A 15,512-nucleotide genomic window follows, 5' to 3' on the forward strand; every position below is an offset into this window, starting at 1 on the left:
ACTGTCGAGCGTGACCCAGCCCTCACCCCACCCCACGTCACCGGCGGCCGGTGGCGGCGCACCGATCGGTGGGCCGCCACCGGCCGCCGGTGACGCCCCGCCGCCCGCCGGTCTCCCGCCGCAGTACGCCCCGCCCCCCGCAGGTTGGGCCAGCTCGCCACCCCCACCGGGCGTCCCCGGTGGCCCGCCGCCGGGTCAGCCGCCCCCGGGCTGGTCCCCAGGTCAGCCGCCGCCCGGCTGGCATCCGGGTCAGCCGCCACCGAAGTGGGCGGGCGGTCCGCCACCGCCGGTGCTGGGGCCGGGTGGGCAGCCGCTGGCCAGCTTCGGTGACCGGCTGCTGGCGTACCTGATCGACACGGCGATCGCCACCGCCGTGCTGCTGGTGCTGTTCGCGCCGGTCTTCCTGATCTTCATGGTCGGACTCCTCGCCAACCTGCCGGAAACGAACCCGGACGGCACGTTGGCGGACCCCACCCCCGCCGACGTCATCACGGAGATCCTGCTGCCGATGCTGCTGCTCCAGGTCGCGCTGTTCGCGGTCATGTTCGCGTTCTACTGGCTGTACCACGTCGAGTACCTCAAGCGGACCGGGCAGACCATCGGCAAGAAGGTGATGAACCTGCGGGTCGTTCCGCTCGATCCGACCGCCACCCTCGATCGACGGATGGCCGGGAAGCGGTACCTCGTGGAGTTCGTGGGCGGGTCGCTGGTGCCGGGCGGCAGCTACCTCGACGGTCTATGGCAACTGTGGGACAAGCCCTGGCAGCAGTGCCTCCACGACAAGTTCGCCGGGACCGTCGTCGTTAAGGTGTCGAGGTGACCGAGCACAGCAAGGCCGCGACGTGAGCGTGGCACCCGGCTGGTACGTCGACCCCGCCGACCCGCAAACCCGCAGATACTGGGACGGCGAGGGCTGGATCGGCGCGCCCATCCCGGTCGACGCCACCCCACCCGAGGGCCCACCCCCGCCCGAGCCCGAACCGACACCGGAACCCGAGCCGGTGACATCGGCCACCCCGTCGAGCACACCAGGCACCCCGCCCGGCACACCGACCACCCCGCCCGGCACACCGGCCGGCGGCCCACCCCCGGGACATCCCCCACCCGCTGGCTGGCAACAGTGGCCGCCGGCCGGCGATCCGCGGCACGGCCCACCGCCCGGCTGGCCGTACCCGACCTGGCCCGGACGTCCACCGGAGCCCCGGCCGCACGGTATGCCGCTGGCCGGCTTCGGCGCTCGACTCGGTGCCAGACTCATCGACTTCGGCATCGTGTTCCTGCTCAACGTGCTGGTCAACGGCTGGTTCGTCGCACGCCTGCTGGACGAGATCTCGGTGCCGCTCAACGAGTTCGGCCGCCGCCTGCAGAACCCGGAACGCAACACCGAACCGCTGCCGCAGGCCGGCGACCAGACCGGGTCGTTGATCGTGGTGATCCTGCTGATCGCCACGATGCTCTGGCTGGCGTACGAGGTGCCGTCGATGGCGGCCAGCGGGCAGAGCTTCGGCAAGCGGCTGATGGGCATCCGGGCGGTACCGGTCGAGGCGGACGCCCCGCTCGGCTTCGGCCGCGCGCTGCGTCGGTGGAACACCCTCGGTCTGCCCACCCTGCTCTGGTACTGCTGCGGCCTCGGTCTGCTGCTCCAGTTGATCGACGCACTCTCCCCGCTCTTCGACCACCCGCTGCGACAGGCGCTGCACGACAAGCGGGCGCAGACCGTGGTGGTCAAGGTTCCCCGTACCCCCGCCGACGGCGCCAACCCACCCGGAGATGCCCCATGACCGACACCGGACGCCAGCCGACAGTGCGGCTGACCCGTGCCGACCTCGATGCGCTGCCCAACTACGTGCCCGGCCGCAGCCCGGCCGACCTGGCTCGCGAACTGGGTCTGCCGGAGGCCATCAAGCTGGCCAGCAACGAGGTGCCGTACGGCCCGCTGCCCGGTGTGGTGGAGGCGGTCGCCGAGGCCGCCGCCGGGGTGCACCGTTACCCGGACATGGGCGTGGTGGCGCTGCGCCAGGCGCTGGCCGACCGGTACGGCGTGGACCCCGACCGGATCGCCACCGGCTGCGGCTCGGTGGCGCTGGCCGAGCACCTGGTACGCGCCACCTGCCTGCCCGGTGACGAGCTGGTCTACGCGTGGCGGTCGTTCGAGGCGTACCCGATCATCGCGGCGACAAGCGGCGCGACAAGCGTGAAGGTGCCCAACGACGCCGGGCACGGGCACGACCTGGCGGCGATGGCCGCGGCGGTGACCGACCAGACGCGGATGATCCTGGTCTGCAACCCCAACAACCCGACCGGCACCGCTCTCGGTCGGGCGGAGTTGGACCGCTTCCTGGACGACGTGCCGGACGACGTGCTGGTGGTGATCGACGAGGCGTACCGGGAGTTCGTCACCGACCCGGAGGTGCCCGACGGGCTCACCTACGCCGACCGGCCCAACGTGGCGGTGCTGCGCACGCTGTCCAAGGCCTGGGGGCTGGCCGGTCTGCGGATCGGTTTCCTGGTCGCCCAGCCGCAGGTGGCAGCGGCGGTACGCAAGGTCGTCACCCCCTTCTCCAGCAGCATGGCGGCGCAGGCCGGGGCGCTGGCCGCGCTGGCTCAGGCCGACGAGATGGAGCGGAGGTGCGCCCTCGTGGTGGCCGAGCGGGAGCGGGTCACCGAGGCGCTGCGCAAGCTGATCCCGGACGTGCCCGCCAGCCAGGCGAACTTCGTCTGGCTGCCGCTGGGCGAGCGGGCGCTGGAGTTCGGCAAGGCGTGTGAGGCTCGGGGTGTGATCGTCCGGCCGTTCCCGGGTGACGGAGTCCGGGTCACCATCGGCACCCCGGCCGAGAACGACGCCTTCCTGGCCGCCGCCGAGGCCGCGCTGGGCTGAGCCCGGCTCCCGAGGCCGTACCGGGCCGGTCCGCCATCCCCCAGCGGACCGGCCCGGAAACCCACCACCAGTAGCTTATGTCTTCTTTGTCCGCTTTGCGGATATTTGGGCGCTGATCAGGTCGCGGCGATGATCACCGGTTCTGCGGTGAAGTAGTAAGTGTGATCGTCCCCATCGAGGTCGACCGGCCGCCGCAGCCGCTCCACCGTGACGTATCCGTCGGCTGCGTGCACCGCCCCGGGCAGCCACCCGGTGCCGTCGGAGCCCACGTTCAGGACGAACCGGGACAGCTCACGGCCGCTGGCCGCATCCAACGTGACCAGCTCGTTCCCTGCGGTCAACACATGCACCCGGTCGGACTGAACGGCGATCAACCGGCCCGGCCCGACCGACGCCCGCCACCGCTCAGTGCCGTTACGCACCGCGCGGCCGACGAGTAGCCCGTCCGTCAAGGTGACGGCCGTCCCGTCGAGCAGTTCGGCGTCCGCTGCGTCGAGCACCGGAGCCGCAACCGGCTCACCGGAGCCGAGCAACCAACCCCGGGCCGACATGTCGTCCGGACCGGCGGTACGCAAGGCCGCGCAGCCCGTCGGAGCGCAGCCGATCAGGGTCGCCGTCAGCTCGTCACCGGCGTCCGGAGGACGCCACCGGTCGCCCACCTTCCCGGTCGCCACGTCCCGGAACTCGACAACCGTCGGCCCGGCACAGCGGTCCAGGGTGAGCAGTTGGCCGTCGGCGCTGCCACCGACCGGCTCCCGGCAACCACGCCCCACCTCGGCCTGCCACAGCTGCGCGCCACCGGCCAGGTCCACAGCCCGCACCTCGCCGGAACCGGAGGTCACCACCGCATCCCGGCCGTCGGCCGTCCGGACCACGGAGACGCCACGCGGCTGCCAGACGATCGCCGACCCGGTCCGTCGGGTGACCCGTTCCCGGTCCGGCTCGGGGCCGTCCGCGCGCCAGATGACCTGCCCGGTACGCGCGTCGAGGGCCACCAGCTTGCCGTCGGACCACCGGCTCACCACAGTCGTACCGCTCGCCACCACCGCGTCCACCGTCGCCGGCCACCGGCGGTACGACCAGTACGGCGTGCTCCGGTGCCGACCGTCGGCCGGCTGATCGGCGTAGACCTGGCGCTGTGCCGCGTACACCCGCAGCCGGCCGTCCACGATCAGCGGGGCGGCCGGCAGCCGGCCCACCACCCCGGGTGCCGGCTGGCTGCGCGCGGGGTGGTCGCCTCGGGCAGTGGTGCTGACCTCGGCCGGCGCCAGGACGCGGTACGCGACGAGCGCGAGTGCCGCTGCGACCCCGGTCGCCGCCACCGCTGCCACGATCCGCCGCTGCCCCGTCGTCCACCCCATGCCGTACCTCCCCGCCCGGCACCCTACCCACCAGTCGGAACGGCCCGGATGCTGCGGTCAGGCTGCGCTGCGGCGGAGGGCGGCAGCCGACCCGGCGAGATCATGATGCGGGGCCCCGGGGCAGATCGTCCGCCCCGGAGACCCTGGGCGGTCAGCGGGCGAAGTCGCCGTCGCGGATCGCACCGACGAACGCGCTCCAGCCCCGAGGGCTGACCATCAGCACCGGCCCGGCCTGATCCTTGGAGTCACGTATACCCACCACACCGCGGCGGCGGGCCAGGTTGTCGGCCACCTCCACGCAGAGCCCCTGGTCATTGGAGCGGCTGCTGGTACGCCAGACCGCGCCCACGAGATCGTGCATCGTCGTCATCTCCCTCGGCTTCGACATGCCGCCCCGCCGCGACCGGACCGACCGGAACGGGGGGCGCCGGGCGGCCCGGCGCGACGTGGCGACGGAATTCCGAGGCGATCAACGAGCGGTGACGGGACTCGTTCGCACAGCCGGTGCGATAGCGGGAGACCTGTCGGAAAGGGGTCAGCGAGCCGGCACGATCGTGCCCGCAACCTCGGCCAAGGTGATGGTGGAGCCGTCCGGTCCGGGTGCGGTGGCGGTGATGGTCACGGTGTCGCCGTCGAGCAGGAAGGTGCGTTCCGCCCCACCCACGGTCACCGGCTCGGCGCCGCCCCAGGTGAGCTCCAGGAACGAGCCGACCTGGTCGCGCCGGTCACCGGAGACGGTGCCGGAGGCGTAGAGGTCACCGGTACGCAGCGAGGCGCCGTTGACGGTCAGGTGGGCCAACTGCTGGGCCGGCGTCCAGTACATCCCGGCGAACGGCGGCTCGCTGACCGGCTCGCCGTTCCAGTGCACGGTCAACCGCAGGTCCAGCCCGACGTGCGGCTCGTCGCGCAGGTAGTCCAGGACCGACGGGTCCTGCTCCGGCGCGGCCACGTACGCGCTCCGCAGCGCGTCCAGCGGGGTCACCCAGGCGGCGATCGAGGTGGCGAACGACTTGCCCAGGAACGGGCCCAGCGGCTGGTACTCCCACGCCTGGATGTCCCGAGCCGACCAGTCGTTGACCAGCACCACACCGAAGACGTGCTCGTCGAAGTCGGCGACGGCCACCCGGGCGCCGAGCGGACTCGGTACGCCGACCACGAACCCGACCTCGGCCTCGATGTCGAGGCGTACCGACGGGCCGAAGACCGGCCCGTCCTTGCTCGGCCGCTGGCCCTGCGGGCGTACCACCGGGGTGCCGGAGACCACCACGGTGCCGGCCCGCCCGTGGTAGCCGATCGGCAGGTGCTTCCAGTTGGGCAGCAGGGCCGGCTGGCCGGGCCGGAAGATCTGGCCGACGTTCGAGGCGTGCTGCTCGGAGGAGTAGAAGTCCACGTAGTCGGCGACCTCGATGGGCAGTTCCATCCGTACCTGCTCCAGCGACACCAGCAGCGGCTCCACGGCGGCCCGGTGGGCCGGGTCGGTGAGCAGTTCGGTGATCCGCTGCCGTACCGCTGTCCACTGCGGACGCCCCAGCGCCAGGAACGTGTTGAGCGTCGGCTCGCGCAGCGCCCCGCCGGCCAGCACCAGACCGGCGGCCTCCGCGGCGGCCAGGTCCAGGACCACGTCTGCGATGCGTACGCCGATGCGCGGTTCCCCGTCGCCGACCCGGAACACCCCGTACGGCAGGTGCTGGATGCCGAAACCGGACCCTTCCGCGCCCGCCACCCAGCTCACTCGCTCGCTCATGCCTGATTTCTCCCGTTCACCAGCCCCAGCCGGATCAGATCGGTAAGTGGTTCCACGATGCTGCACGAGCCGAAGCCCACCCACAGCGGACGCGCCAGGTCGTGCCGGCCCTCGAACTGCTGCACCAGCGGCCGCTCGTCACGGACGGTGAGCAGCTCGGTCACCGTCCCCACCCCGGCCCCCTCGGCGGCGGCCAGCGTCGCGGCCAGCACGTTGGCGAAGCCGTGATGGGTGATGCCGGTTTCCGGGTCGAGGTGGCGCACCGCGTGGTGCAGCCCGGCGGTCAGCTTGAACGGCAGCTGCCGGTCCCGGCAGGCGCAGATGACCGCGGCCAGCTCGGCGGGAGTAGGGAACAGCTCGGCGGCCAACCCGCCGGTACGGAACTTGGCGGCGACCGGCAGCCCACGGGAGCGCGCCTCGGCCAGCGTGTCCAGGGCGGCCGTCAGCCCGAACGTCAACGGGATCTCCGCGAAGACGGCGACGTCGGCCAGCCGCTCGGTGAGTTTGAACAGCTCGGCCAGGCCGGGCTGCGGGTCCTCGCCCCGCTTGGCGACCGGGGCCTCCACCTGCCGGACGGCCACTCCGAGCGGCGGCAGGAACGACAGCGCGAAGGGCAGCCGGTCGAGGCCGGTGTCGCCGATCAGCCCGATCACGAAGCCCTCGGCCGGGTCGACCAGCCCGCTCAGTTCGCCCGCCGCGACCTTCGAGGCGGGCAGCAGCAACGGGCCGACGAGGTCGGCGTACCAGTCGGCGCGGTGTCGCCGGTGGGCGGCGACGGCGTCGGGCAGCGACGCGCTGCCCGGCGGGAAGACGGCGGCATCGTCGACCAGGCCGGCGACGAGTGCGGGCAGCTGCGTTGACACGAGACAAGAATGTACGGGACGCTACAAGGAGCGGACAACAGCGTCCGATAATCGGACGCATCGAGCTGGTGACCGGGAGGCGACATGCCGTACTACCGCAGCGTCGGCGAACTGCCGCGCAAGCGCCACACCCAGTTCCGGCAGCCCGACGGCAGCCTCTACACGGAGGAGCTGATGGGCCAGGAGGGCTTCTCCTCCGACTCCTCCCTGCTCTACCACCGGTACGCCCCGACCGCGATCGTCGCCGCCGAGGAGTTCACCCCGCCGGCCGTGACCCGGGTGCCCAACCTGCCGCTCAAGCCCCGGCACCTGCGCACCCACAAGCTCGACGGCACCGGGGCCGACCCGATCCTGGGTCGGCGTTACCTGCTCGCCAACGACGACGTACGCATCGCCTACGTGCTCGCCGACCAGCCGTCCCCGCTGTTCCGCGACGCCACCGGCGACCACTGCCTGTACGTCGAGGCGGGCACCCTGCGGGTCGAGTCGACCTTCGGCGTACTGGACGCGGTGGCCGGCGACTACGTGATCATTCCGACCTCGACGGTGCACCGACTGGTGCCCACCGGGGACACGCCGACCCGGCTGCTGGCCGTCGAGGCGACCGGTCACATCGGCCCACCGAAGCGCTACCTCTCGGTGCGCGGCCAGTTCCTGGAACACTCGCCGTACTGCGAGCGGGACGTCCGGGGGCCGGACGCGCCGCTGCTGGTCGACGGCAGCGACGTCGAGGTGCTGGTACGCCACCGGCGCGGTTGGACCCGCCACGTCTACGCCAACCACCCGTTCGACGTGGTCGGCTGGGACGGTCACATGTACCCGTGGGCCTTCTCCATCCACGACTTCGAGCCGATCACCGGCCGGATCCACCAGCCGCCACCGGTGCACCAGACCTTCCAGGGCCCGAACTTCGTGATCTGCTCGTTCGTCCCCCGCAAGGTCGACTACCACCCGGACGCCATCCCGGTGCCGTACCACCACCACAACGTCGACTCCGACGAGATGCTCTTCTACACCGGCGGCAACTACGAGGCGCGGCGCGGATCCGGCATCGAGCAGGGTTCCATCTCGCTGCACCCGTCCGGCTTCACCCACGGCCCCCAGCCCGGTGCCGCGGAACGCTCGATCGGCGTCGACTTCTTCGACGAGTTGGCCGTCATGGTCGACACCTTCCGCCCGCTCGACCTGTGCGACGCGGCAGCCGACTGCGAGGACGACGCCTACGCCTGGACCTGGTCCCGCCGCTGACGAAGGAAGGGCCCCTTGTTAACGCCTCGCGAGGTGAAGGGGCCCCTTGTTAACGCGCCAGGTCGCCGGCGTTGGGCTGCGCACGTCGCACCAACGCAGCCCCGCTGCCTGCCGCACGGCGACGGCGGGGCTCAGGCCACCGGACGCGAGACGATCGTCAACTGGGCGACGGTGGCGATGCCGATGGAGAGCACCAGCGGCCAGGGCGTGCCGACCAGGGCGTAGAGCAGGATCAGCGCGGGCGCGGCGGCTGCCGCGTACACGGCCAGGACCAGCGGACGGTCGGTTCGCCGCAGTACGGGCAGCACCGTCCGGGTCAGGCCGGGCAGCCGGGACGCGTGCCGCCAGAGCACGATGCCCCCGCCGACGGCCGCCAGTACCGCCATGAACCGGGAGAACCCGGAACCGGTGGTCGCCGAACAGGCGATCACGAGGGCGGCCACCATCGACCAGCCGGCCCCCCAGAGCACGAACTGCCGCAGCGCCGCCGGCACCGGACGACGCGCGACGAACGGACCGGTGCCGGCCCGGCCCGCATCCACCGGCCCGCCGAACCGGCCCGGCTCGGGGAACTCGGCCCCACCGTGGCTCGGCTGCTCCCCACCGTCCTGGGGACCGGGCCCCGGGCGGTGCTCGCCGCTGGGCGTGTCCCACCCCGCAGGTGTCCCACTCGGCCAGGTACCCCCGTCGGCCGACCCACTCGGCCAGGTACCCCCGTCGGCCGGCCCGCCCGGCCCGGTACGACCCTCGGTCGGCCGGCCGGGCTGCTGGTCGGTGCCCGGACCGCTGGACGGGTGCGGGCCCTGCCGGGGCAGATCGTCGGGAGCCTGTTCCGGACGGTTCACCTCGGTCCGGCGGGGATCGGTCGGCGGCAGCGTCGGCACGGCGGCCTCGGCCAGTCGCTCCAGCGTGGCGCTCCAGCGTCGCTGCTCCAACCGCAGCACGCCGACGTCCTCGCTCACCTCGGCCAGTCGCGGATCCAGTCGCAACGCCTCCCGGTAGGCCCGCTCGGCGAGATCGAACATTCGCATGTTCGCCGCCACCAGGCCCAGCACCAGGTGTCCCTGCGGTTCCTCGGGTGCCAACTCCACCGCGTGCCAGGCGGCGTTCAGGGCCGGCTGGCCATTGCGGGAACCCGCCAGGATCGCCGCCGCGCTGCGTTGGGCGTACGCGTCCTGCGGGCCCAGGGCCAGGATCTCGTCGGCGGTACGCGCGGCCTCGCCGTACCGTTCCAGGTCGCCGAGAGCCAGGCCACGCAGGACGAGCGGGGGAACCTGCCCCGGTGCGGCGGCAGCGGCGGATTCGGCGGCGGCCAACGCCTCGACGGGCCGGTCCGCGGCCAGGTGCACCCGGGCGAGCATGACAAGCGTTTCCACGTGGGCGGGGTCGAGGGCGAGCGCGAACCCGAGCTCACCGACCGCTTCGTCATAGCGGCCCAACTCGGCGAGGAGGGTGGCGCGCTGCAGGTAGCCGTCGGCGGCGGGCGGGTCGGCGGGGACGTCGGCGGACATCGCGCGAGCCTAGGCGCTCGGCTGGGCGTACACCAAGGCCACCGCGATGCCGGCGAGTCCCTCGCCGCGCCCGGTGAAACCCAGCCCGTCGGTGGTCGCGGCGGAGAGGGTGACCGGGGCGCCGACCGCCTCCGACAGCACCTGCTCGGCCTCCTGCCGACGTGGGCCGATCTTGGGTCGTACCCCCACCACCTGCACGGACACGTTGCCGATGGCGAAGCCGGCGGCGCGGACCCGGCGCGCGGACTCGGTCAGCAGACGTACCCCGCTCGCCCCGGACCACTCCGGCTGGTCCACCCCGAAGTTCGCGCCGAGATCGCCCAGCCCGGCGGCGGAGAGCAGCGCGTTGCAGGCGGCATGGGCGGCCACGTCCGCGTCGGAGTGCCCGGCCAGACCGTCCTGGCCCGGCCAGTGCAGGCCGGCCACCCAACAGGGTCGGCCGGCCTCGAAAGCGTGCACGTCCGTGCCGATGGCCACCCGAGGAACGATCATGAATTGAGGGTACGCGTCCGGAGACCGGTCGCCAGCAGGTGCTCAGCCAGCGCGAGGTCGAAGGGGCGGGTGATCTTCAGGGCGTGATCCGAGCCGGGCACACAGAACACCGGTACGCCCTGCTTCTCCACCAACCCGGCGTCGTCGGTCAACGCGTCACCGGCGGCGGCGTGCGCGGCGGCCAGGACCGACCTGCGGAACCCCTGCGGGGTCTGCACCGCCCGCAGCGCTCGCCGGTCGACGGTGCCGAGCACCAGCTCGTCCGCGTCGACTTCCTTGATCGTGTCGACCACCGGCAGCACCGGGATGACCGCGTCGTGGCCCGAGCGCACCGCGGCGGCCACCGACTCCACCAGGGCGGGCGGGGTCAGGGCGCGGGCCGCGTCGTGCACCAGGACGATGTCGGGCCCGACGGGCACGGCGGCAAGGGCGGCGGCCACGGACTCCTGCCGTTCGGCCCCACCTGGCACCACCGTGACCGGGGCGATCGGGGCGAGCAGCTCACGTACGGCCGCGACCTCGGCGATCGGGGCGGCCACCACGATGGTGTGCACCGACGCGGCGGCGGCCAGCCGGCGGACCGCGTGCACCAGCAGCGGTTCCCCGGCCAACAGCCGCAGCGCCTTGGGTCGACCGGGGCCGAGGCGTACGCCGGCACCGGCCGCAGGCACGAGGACCGCGACGTCACCGCGCGGATTCAGCTGCGCGGTCACGTCGCGGTCCTCGATGGTTTCTTCGCTACGAAGTGGGTACGACGATGCTGTGCGGACTAGGCCTCGGTCAGCACCTTGTCGAGCAGCGTCTCCGCCTCGTCCTTGGTGCTCTTCTCGGCCAACGCGACCTCGCCGACGAGAATGTCCCGGGCCTTGGCGAGCATGCGCTTCTCACCTGCGGAAAGGCCCCGCTCCCGCTCCCGGCGCCACAGGTCGCGGACGACCTCGGCCACCTTCAGCGGATTGCCGGAGGCCAGCTTCTCCAGATTCGCCTTGTAACGTCGCGACCAGTTGGTCGGCTCCTCGGTGTGCGGAGCCCGGAGAACGTCGAAGACCTTGCCAAGGCCCTCTTCGCCCACCACCTCGCGCACACCCACGATCTCGGCGTTCTCGGCAGGCACCCGGACCGTCAGGTCACCCTGCGCGACCCTCAGGACGAGGTACTGCTTGGGCTCGCCCTTGATGACCCGAGTCTCGATTGCCTCGATGAGTGCGGCCCCGTGGTGGGGGTAAACAACGGTCTCGCCGACACTGAAAACCATAGGTTCGAAACCCCTTTCGCTGTGTCTAGGGTAACACGCTCAGGCACCGATGTCTCACCGCTGTCCTGACCGTTGGCGCAGCTCAGGGGCCCTGTGAGAGGTCTTTCTTCGGCTTGACATATGACCGATCCGATGATTCGAGCACGCTCTGTAATCTGAACATGACCGATCGGGCATGGCTGACGAAAAAGCCGTGAACCTCGGCGTGCCCGTCAATGATCAACCCACCAATGATCAATACGTCTGCAGACCAATACCTCTACGTCAGCGATTTCGCCCACGCCAGAGATCAAGTACCTCATTGCTCAGACACCCAATGATCAGGCACTCAAAGATCAAGTAACCAGAGATCAAAGGCTACGCACCCACCCCATGATATCCCGCCGTACCCAAGTGTGGGCAGCGGTAGCGGGACCGGGCACAGTACGGGACGCTGGAGAGGCCACTGTCCGCGTACCCAGGAAGCACCAGGGGGTCGTGATGGGCAAGGCTGACGCCGACGGTCCCGGGCTGCCCGACCTGCCTCCCGAGTGGGGTCGGGTGGTCGTGCCGGACGACGCCTCCGCGCTGGCCGCCGAGGCCGAACAGGTCCGCCGTGAGCTGCGTACGCAGGTGGTGAGCCGATCCCGTCGGTGGCGACCCCCGACGGTGCCCGTGCTGGTGCTGCTCGTCGCGGTCATCGCCACCGTCGCCGGCCTGATCACCGTCACCTGGCCCCGGGCCGGCCGGGGCACTCCCGAACCGACCACGGCCGGGCCCGAACCCACACCCGCCCAGTTCAACGGCAGGGCGTTGCCCGCGCTGGACCTCGTCGACGCCGAACAGTCGCCGGTGCCGCTGCGTGGGCTGCTGCCGGCGGTGGTGCTGCTGGTGGACGGGTGCGCCTGCCCGCACCGGGTCACCGAGGCGGCCGCAGCGGCACCCGTCGGCGTCACCGTCGTCACCGTCGGGGCACAACGCCCCCGAGCAGCGCCTGCGGGCAGCGACGCACGCGCCCTCGGCGACCCGGCCGGGGGACTGCGCGCCTTCCTGCACCTGCCGGCCCGCCCGGACACGGTCACCGCCCTGCTCGCCGACCGCACCGGTCGAATCGTGCTGGTGGTCCCCGAGGTCGGTTCGATCGCCGACTACCAGCGGGAACTGACCGCCCTGGCCGGCTGAAGCCCGCCCGCTCAGGACGGGTCGACCAGGCGGGCCACCAGTTGCAGCGACGCCGCACCGGCGGTGGAGAACAGCACTGTCACGTTCGCGCCCGTGCCGACCATCTCCGTCGTGATCACCGTGCCGTCGCAGCCCACCGTCATCGGATCGCCCGCTCTGGCGCCGACGACGGTGACCAGCAACTCGCCGGGACCGGTGCAACTGAAGATCAACACGTTCCGCTCGCCGCGATCGAGCCGGGACTCCCGGGCCAGCGCCGTGCCCGCGTCCAGCGATGCCCGCTCGGTCCACACCGCCGCTTGTCGACCGGTGCCCCGTCCCGCACCGGGGCCGGCGTCGCTCTCGGAGACCGTCCCGATCACCTGCCCGGTGTGCGGGTCCACAAGTACCGTGCCGGTGGTGGACTCGATCACGATCGACGAGGATGCGCCCGGCTCCTGTCGGAACCTGCTCCGGTCGATCCGATCCTCCTGCCAGAAGGAATCCTCCGACGCGGCCTCGATGCGCTCCCCCGCCGGCGGCGACGCCGGGGCTTCCACCCGCCACCACCAGCCGCCCAGGGCCAACGCGACGACGCCGACGCCGACCAGCAAGGCGCCGCGCAAGCGGTAGATGGCATCGACGTCCACGCCTAAAGGGTAGCCGCCGTCGTACCGCTCAGACGTGACGCTCCAGCAACGCTGCGTAAAGGGTCAACCCGGGTCCAAAGGCGAGCATCACCACTCGACGGGGCGACGGCGCGTACCGCAACAGCCGGTCGAGGATCAGCAGCACGGTGGGGGACGAGCAGTTGCCGTGCTCCGCGAGGGTCTGCCGCGAGGCGGCCAAGGCGGCAGGGGCCAGGGCCAGCTCCCGCTCGACCACGTTGAGGATGCGCGGCCCCCCCGGGTGCACCGCCCAGCCGTCGACGTCGGACAGCTGGCTGCCGTGGCTGGTCAGCAGCTCGTCGACCAGCCCCCGGACGTGTGCCGAGAGCACCTGCGGCACCTTGGGGGACAGCCCCATCCGGAAGCCGGTGTCGGTCACGTCCCAGGTCATGTGGTCGGCGGTGGACGAGTCGGTGACCGAGGTGACCGAGCGCACCGCGTACCCACGGCCGCCGGGAACCACCACGGCGGCGACGGCGGCATCCGAGAAGAGCGCGTGCGAGATGATCTGCTGGGTGTCCACCCTCGCCGACGACGGTTGCAGATGCAGGCTGGTCAGCTCGGCGCAGAGCAGCAGCGCCGGCCGTCCCCGCGCGGTCACGAAGTCACTCGCCGCGCCCAGCCCGGGCAACGCCGCGTAGCAACCCATGTGACCCACGAACATCCGCTGGGTCGACGGCGCCATGCCCAGGTCCCGGGCGAGCAGGATGTCCAGCCCCGGCGTCGCGTACCCGGTGCAGGAACAGACGACGAACAGCCCGATGTCACCGGCCGCCAGCCCGGCGCTGGTCAACGCCCGGCCGACCGCCTCCTTGCCCAGCGGCAGCGCCTCGACCTGGTAACGGCGCATCCGCCGCTCGGTCGGCCAGTCGGAGACGTCCTCGATCAACGGGTTGACCGCGGCCTGTCGCCGGTCGACCCCCGAGTTCGCGAAGATCCGCTCGGCGAGCGCCCGGGTGCTGCCGGAGTAGTGCCGGGAGAAGAACCGCTCCCACAACTCGTCCTGGTCCGCCGACGGCGGCGAAGCCGTGCCCAGGCCCGCGATCACCGGTACCGACACGGCTTCACCCTCCTTCTGGTCGGACTTACCACCCTCACCAACGAGGGGCCGAGCCCTCACGGTCCGGGTCACCACCGAGGGCGGCGACACCGAGCCAGTCGGCACAGACGTCAGAGGTGGCCGGATGCAGCGACCCGCACCGGGCGTCCCGGTAGAGGCGCTCCAGCGGCTGGCCACGTCGGGTGGCGGAGGTGCCCGCCGCCTCCAGCACGGATGCCGCCACGTCGGCGGCGGTCGTACCGGCCAGCAGCTTGGCCCGCCACACCCAGCGGTTGGTCTCCGCGTCACCGGGTGCCTCGTCGACCCGGCGGGCCGCCTCGGCCACCGTCAACTGTGCCGCCGCCACGGCGGCGTCGGCCCGACCGAGGCGGGCGCGTACCGCCGGCAGGCCGGCGAGGTTGCGGGCGTTGAGGTGCTCCGCCGCCGCGTCGATCGCCGCCCGGGCCACCCCGACGTAGACGGCGGCGTAGCTGGCCACCAGCCAGTGCGGCATGAGCTGGGCGACCACCAGGGCCAGACCCTCCACCCCGCCGAGCAGCCGATCGGCCGGCACCGTGACGTCCAGGTGCAGGTCGTGCGAGGCGGTGGCCCGCATGCCCAGGGAATCCCAGGTCGGTTCGACGGTGAGACCCTCCCCCGCCGGGACCAGGAACTGCGAGACGATCGACGGGTCGGTCGCGCTCCGGGCGGCCACCAGGTAGCCGTCGGCGTGACCGGCACCGGAACAGAACGTCTTGCTGCCCTTGATCCGCCAGCCGCCGTCGACCGGCTCGTACACCGTGCTGAGCTGGGACAGTCGGGCGCCGGCGCCGCGTTCGCTCATCGCGACGGCGTACCACGCCCCGTCGGCCGCCGCCCGCAGCAACCGGTCCCGGGCGGCAAGTGCCTCCGGCGGTACGCCGAGCGCCTCGGCCAGTTCCTCGGTGACCGCCCCCAGCGCGCCGGTGACCGAGGCGTGCATGTTGAACACCAGTGCCGTCGCGCCGTTGCCCCGGGCCAACTCGGTGGCGACGGCCGCGTACTCGGCGAAGGTGGCGCCCGCACCACCCAGCTCGGCGGGGACCATCAACCCGAACAGCCCGGCCGCGCGCAGATCGGCGAAGTCATCGGCCGGGAACGAGCCGGCCTGGTCATGCTCGGCGGCCCGAGCCGCCAACCGGGGCGCCAACCTGCGAGCCGCAGCCGCCCCCGCTTCACCCATGCCGGCGCTCCGCACCGGCGCGGACCACCGCGCCCCGCCGACCACCCACCCGATGACGCTCGTTCATGGAACCCTCCTCGGCCATCCCCAT

General features: G+C 72.3%; 15 protein-coding genes and 1 pseudogene. 5 read left to right on the plus strand and 11 right to left on the minus strand.

The genetic code is table 11. From position 1 onward, the window contains the following. The first annotated feature begins 10 nt into the window (after window positions 1-10). The 3 genes from EG812_RS29930 to hisC are packed head-to-tail and all read left to right on the plus strand — an operon-like array spanning window position 11 to window position 2,878. Window positions 11-820, plus strand: coding sequence for an RDD family protein (locus EG812_RS29930; RefSeq protein ID WP_286047702.1), 810 nt, complete (start codon window positions 11-13; stop codon window positions 818-820). A 22-nt stretch (window positions 821-842) separates the two neighbouring features. After that, on the plus strand, window positions 843-1,781 hold the full coding sequence (locus tag EG812_RS09605) for an RDD family protein (protein WP_126711355.1): 939 nt from the start codon (window positions 843-845) through the stop codon (window positions 1,779-1,781). Further along, window positions 1,778-2,878, plus strand: coding sequence for a histidinol-phosphate transaminase (gene hisC / locus EG812_RS09610; protein ID WP_126711356.1), 1,101 nt, complete (start codon window positions 1,778-1,780; stop codon window positions 2,876-2,878). The genes EG812_RS09605 and hisC overlap by 4 nt, the downstream gene beginning before the upstream one ends. 116 nt (window positions 2,879-2,994) lie before the next feature. Here the strand turns inward: hisC and EG812_RS09615 are convergent, their stop codons facing one another. From EG812_RS09615 to EG812_RS09630, 4 genes are all read right to left on the minus strand, one after another. Beyond that, entirely contained in the window at window positions 2,995-4,239 is a 1,245-nt protein-coding gene (locus tag EG812_RS09615) for an outer membrane protein assembly factor BamB family protein (RefSeq protein ID WP_126711357.1), read from the minus strand. A 151-nt stretch (window positions 4,240-4,390) separates the two neighbouring features. Further along, a complete protein-coding gene (locus EG812_RS09620; protein WP_013736232.1) occupies window positions 4,391-4,600 on the minus strand; it encodes a DUF397 domain-containing protein in 210 nt (69 codons plus the stop codon). Window positions 4,601-4,774: 174 nt separating this feature from the next. Then, on the minus strand, window positions 4,775-5,971 hold the full coding sequence (gene fahA / locus EG812_RS09625) for a fumarylacetoacetase (RefSeq protein ID WP_126711465.1): 1,197 nt from the start codon (window positions 5,969-5,971) through the stop codon (window positions 4,775-4,777). 8 nt (window positions 5,972-5,979) lie between these two features. Continuing rightward, window positions 5,980-6,846, minus strand: coding sequence for a hypothetical protein (locus tag EG812_RS09630; protein WP_126711358.1), 867 nt, complete (start codon window positions 6,844-6,846; stop codon window positions 5,980-5,982). An 84-nt stretch (window positions 6,847-6,930) separates the two neighbouring features. Here EG812_RS09630 and EG812_RS09635 point away from each other — a divergent pair, with 84 nt between their 5' ends. Further along, complete coding sequence (locus EG812_RS09635; protein WP_126711359.1) at window positions 6,931-8,094, plus strand: homogentisate 1,2-dioxygenase; 1,164 nt, start codon at window positions 6,931-6,933, stop codon at window positions 8,092-8,094. A gap of 884 nt (window positions 8,095-8,978) precedes the next feature. Here the strand turns inward: EG812_RS09635 and EG812_RS29570 are convergent. The 4 genes and pseudogenes from EG812_RS29570 to EG812_RS09655 form a co-directional block, all read right to left on the minus strand. Then, a pseudogene (locus EG812_RS29570) lies at window positions 8,979-9,605 on the minus strand (tetratricopeptide repeat protein); the annotation flags it as partial. A 9-nt stretch (window positions 9,606-9,614) separates the two neighbouring features. After that, the gene (ispF, locus tag EG812_RS09645; protein WP_126711361.1) at window positions 9,615-10,097 is read right to left on the minus strand and encodes a 2-C-methyl-D-erythritol 2,4-cyclodiphosphate synthase; all 483 of its coding nucleotides are present in this window, start codon (window positions 10,095-10,097) and stop codon (window positions 9,615-9,617) included. Further along, window positions 10,094-10,810, minus strand: a complete 717-nt coding sequence (gene ispD, locus EG812_RS09650) for a 2-C-methyl-D-erythritol 4-phosphate cytidylyltransferase (protein WP_013736238.1) — start codon at window positions 10,808-10,810, stop codon at window positions 10,094-10,096. Before ispD ends, ispF begins: the two co-directional genes overlap by 4 nt. 56 nt (window positions 10,811-10,866) lie before the next feature. Further along, window positions 10,867-11,352 carry a CarD family transcriptional regulator gene (locus EG812_RS09655; RefSeq protein ID WP_007073334.1) on the minus strand — a complete coding sequence of 162 codons (486 nt, stop codon included), beginning with the start codon at window positions 11,350-11,352 and terminating at the stop codon, window positions 10,867-10,869. Between the two features lie 480 nt (window positions 11,353-11,832). Between EG812_RS09655 and EG812_RS09660 the strand changes: the two genes are divergently transcribed. Further along, on the plus strand, window positions 11,833-12,513 hold the full coding sequence (locus EG812_RS09660) for a hypothetical protein (protein WP_013736239.1): 681 nt from the start codon (window positions 11,833-11,835) through the stop codon (window positions 12,511-12,513). A gap of 11 nt (window positions 12,514-12,524) precedes the next feature. On the opposite strand, the gene EG812_RS09665 is transcribed toward EG812_RS09660, so the two are convergent. The 3 genes from EG812_RS09665 to EG812_RS09675 are packed head-to-tail and all read right to left on the minus strand — an operon-like array spanning window position 12,525 to window position 15,421. Continuing rightward, complete coding sequence (locus tag EG812_RS09665) at window positions 12,525-13,142, minus strand: hypothetical protein (protein ID WP_013736240.1); 618 nt, start codon at window positions 13,140-13,142, stop codon at window positions 12,525-12,527. A 28-nt stretch (window positions 13,143-13,170) separates the two neighbouring features. Next, window positions 13,171-14,220, minus strand: a complete 1,050-nt coding sequence (locus EG812_RS09670) for a type III polyketide synthase (protein ID WP_013736241.1) — start codon at window positions 14,218-14,220, stop codon at window positions 13,171-13,173. A gap of 34 nt (window positions 14,221-14,254) precedes the next feature. Continuing rightward, complete coding sequence (locus EG812_RS09675; RefSeq protein ID WP_126711362.1) at window positions 14,255-15,421, minus strand: acyl-CoA dehydrogenase family protein; 1,167 nt, start codon at window positions 15,419-15,421, stop codon at window positions 14,255-14,257. Window positions 15,422-15,512 lie beyond the last annotated feature (91 nt).

It is taken from the genome of Verrucosispora sp. FIM060022 (assembly GCF_003977705.1).
Classification (GTDB): Bacteria; Actinomycetota; Actinomycetes; order Mycobacteriales; family Micromonosporaceae; genus Micromonospora; species Micromonospora gifhornensis.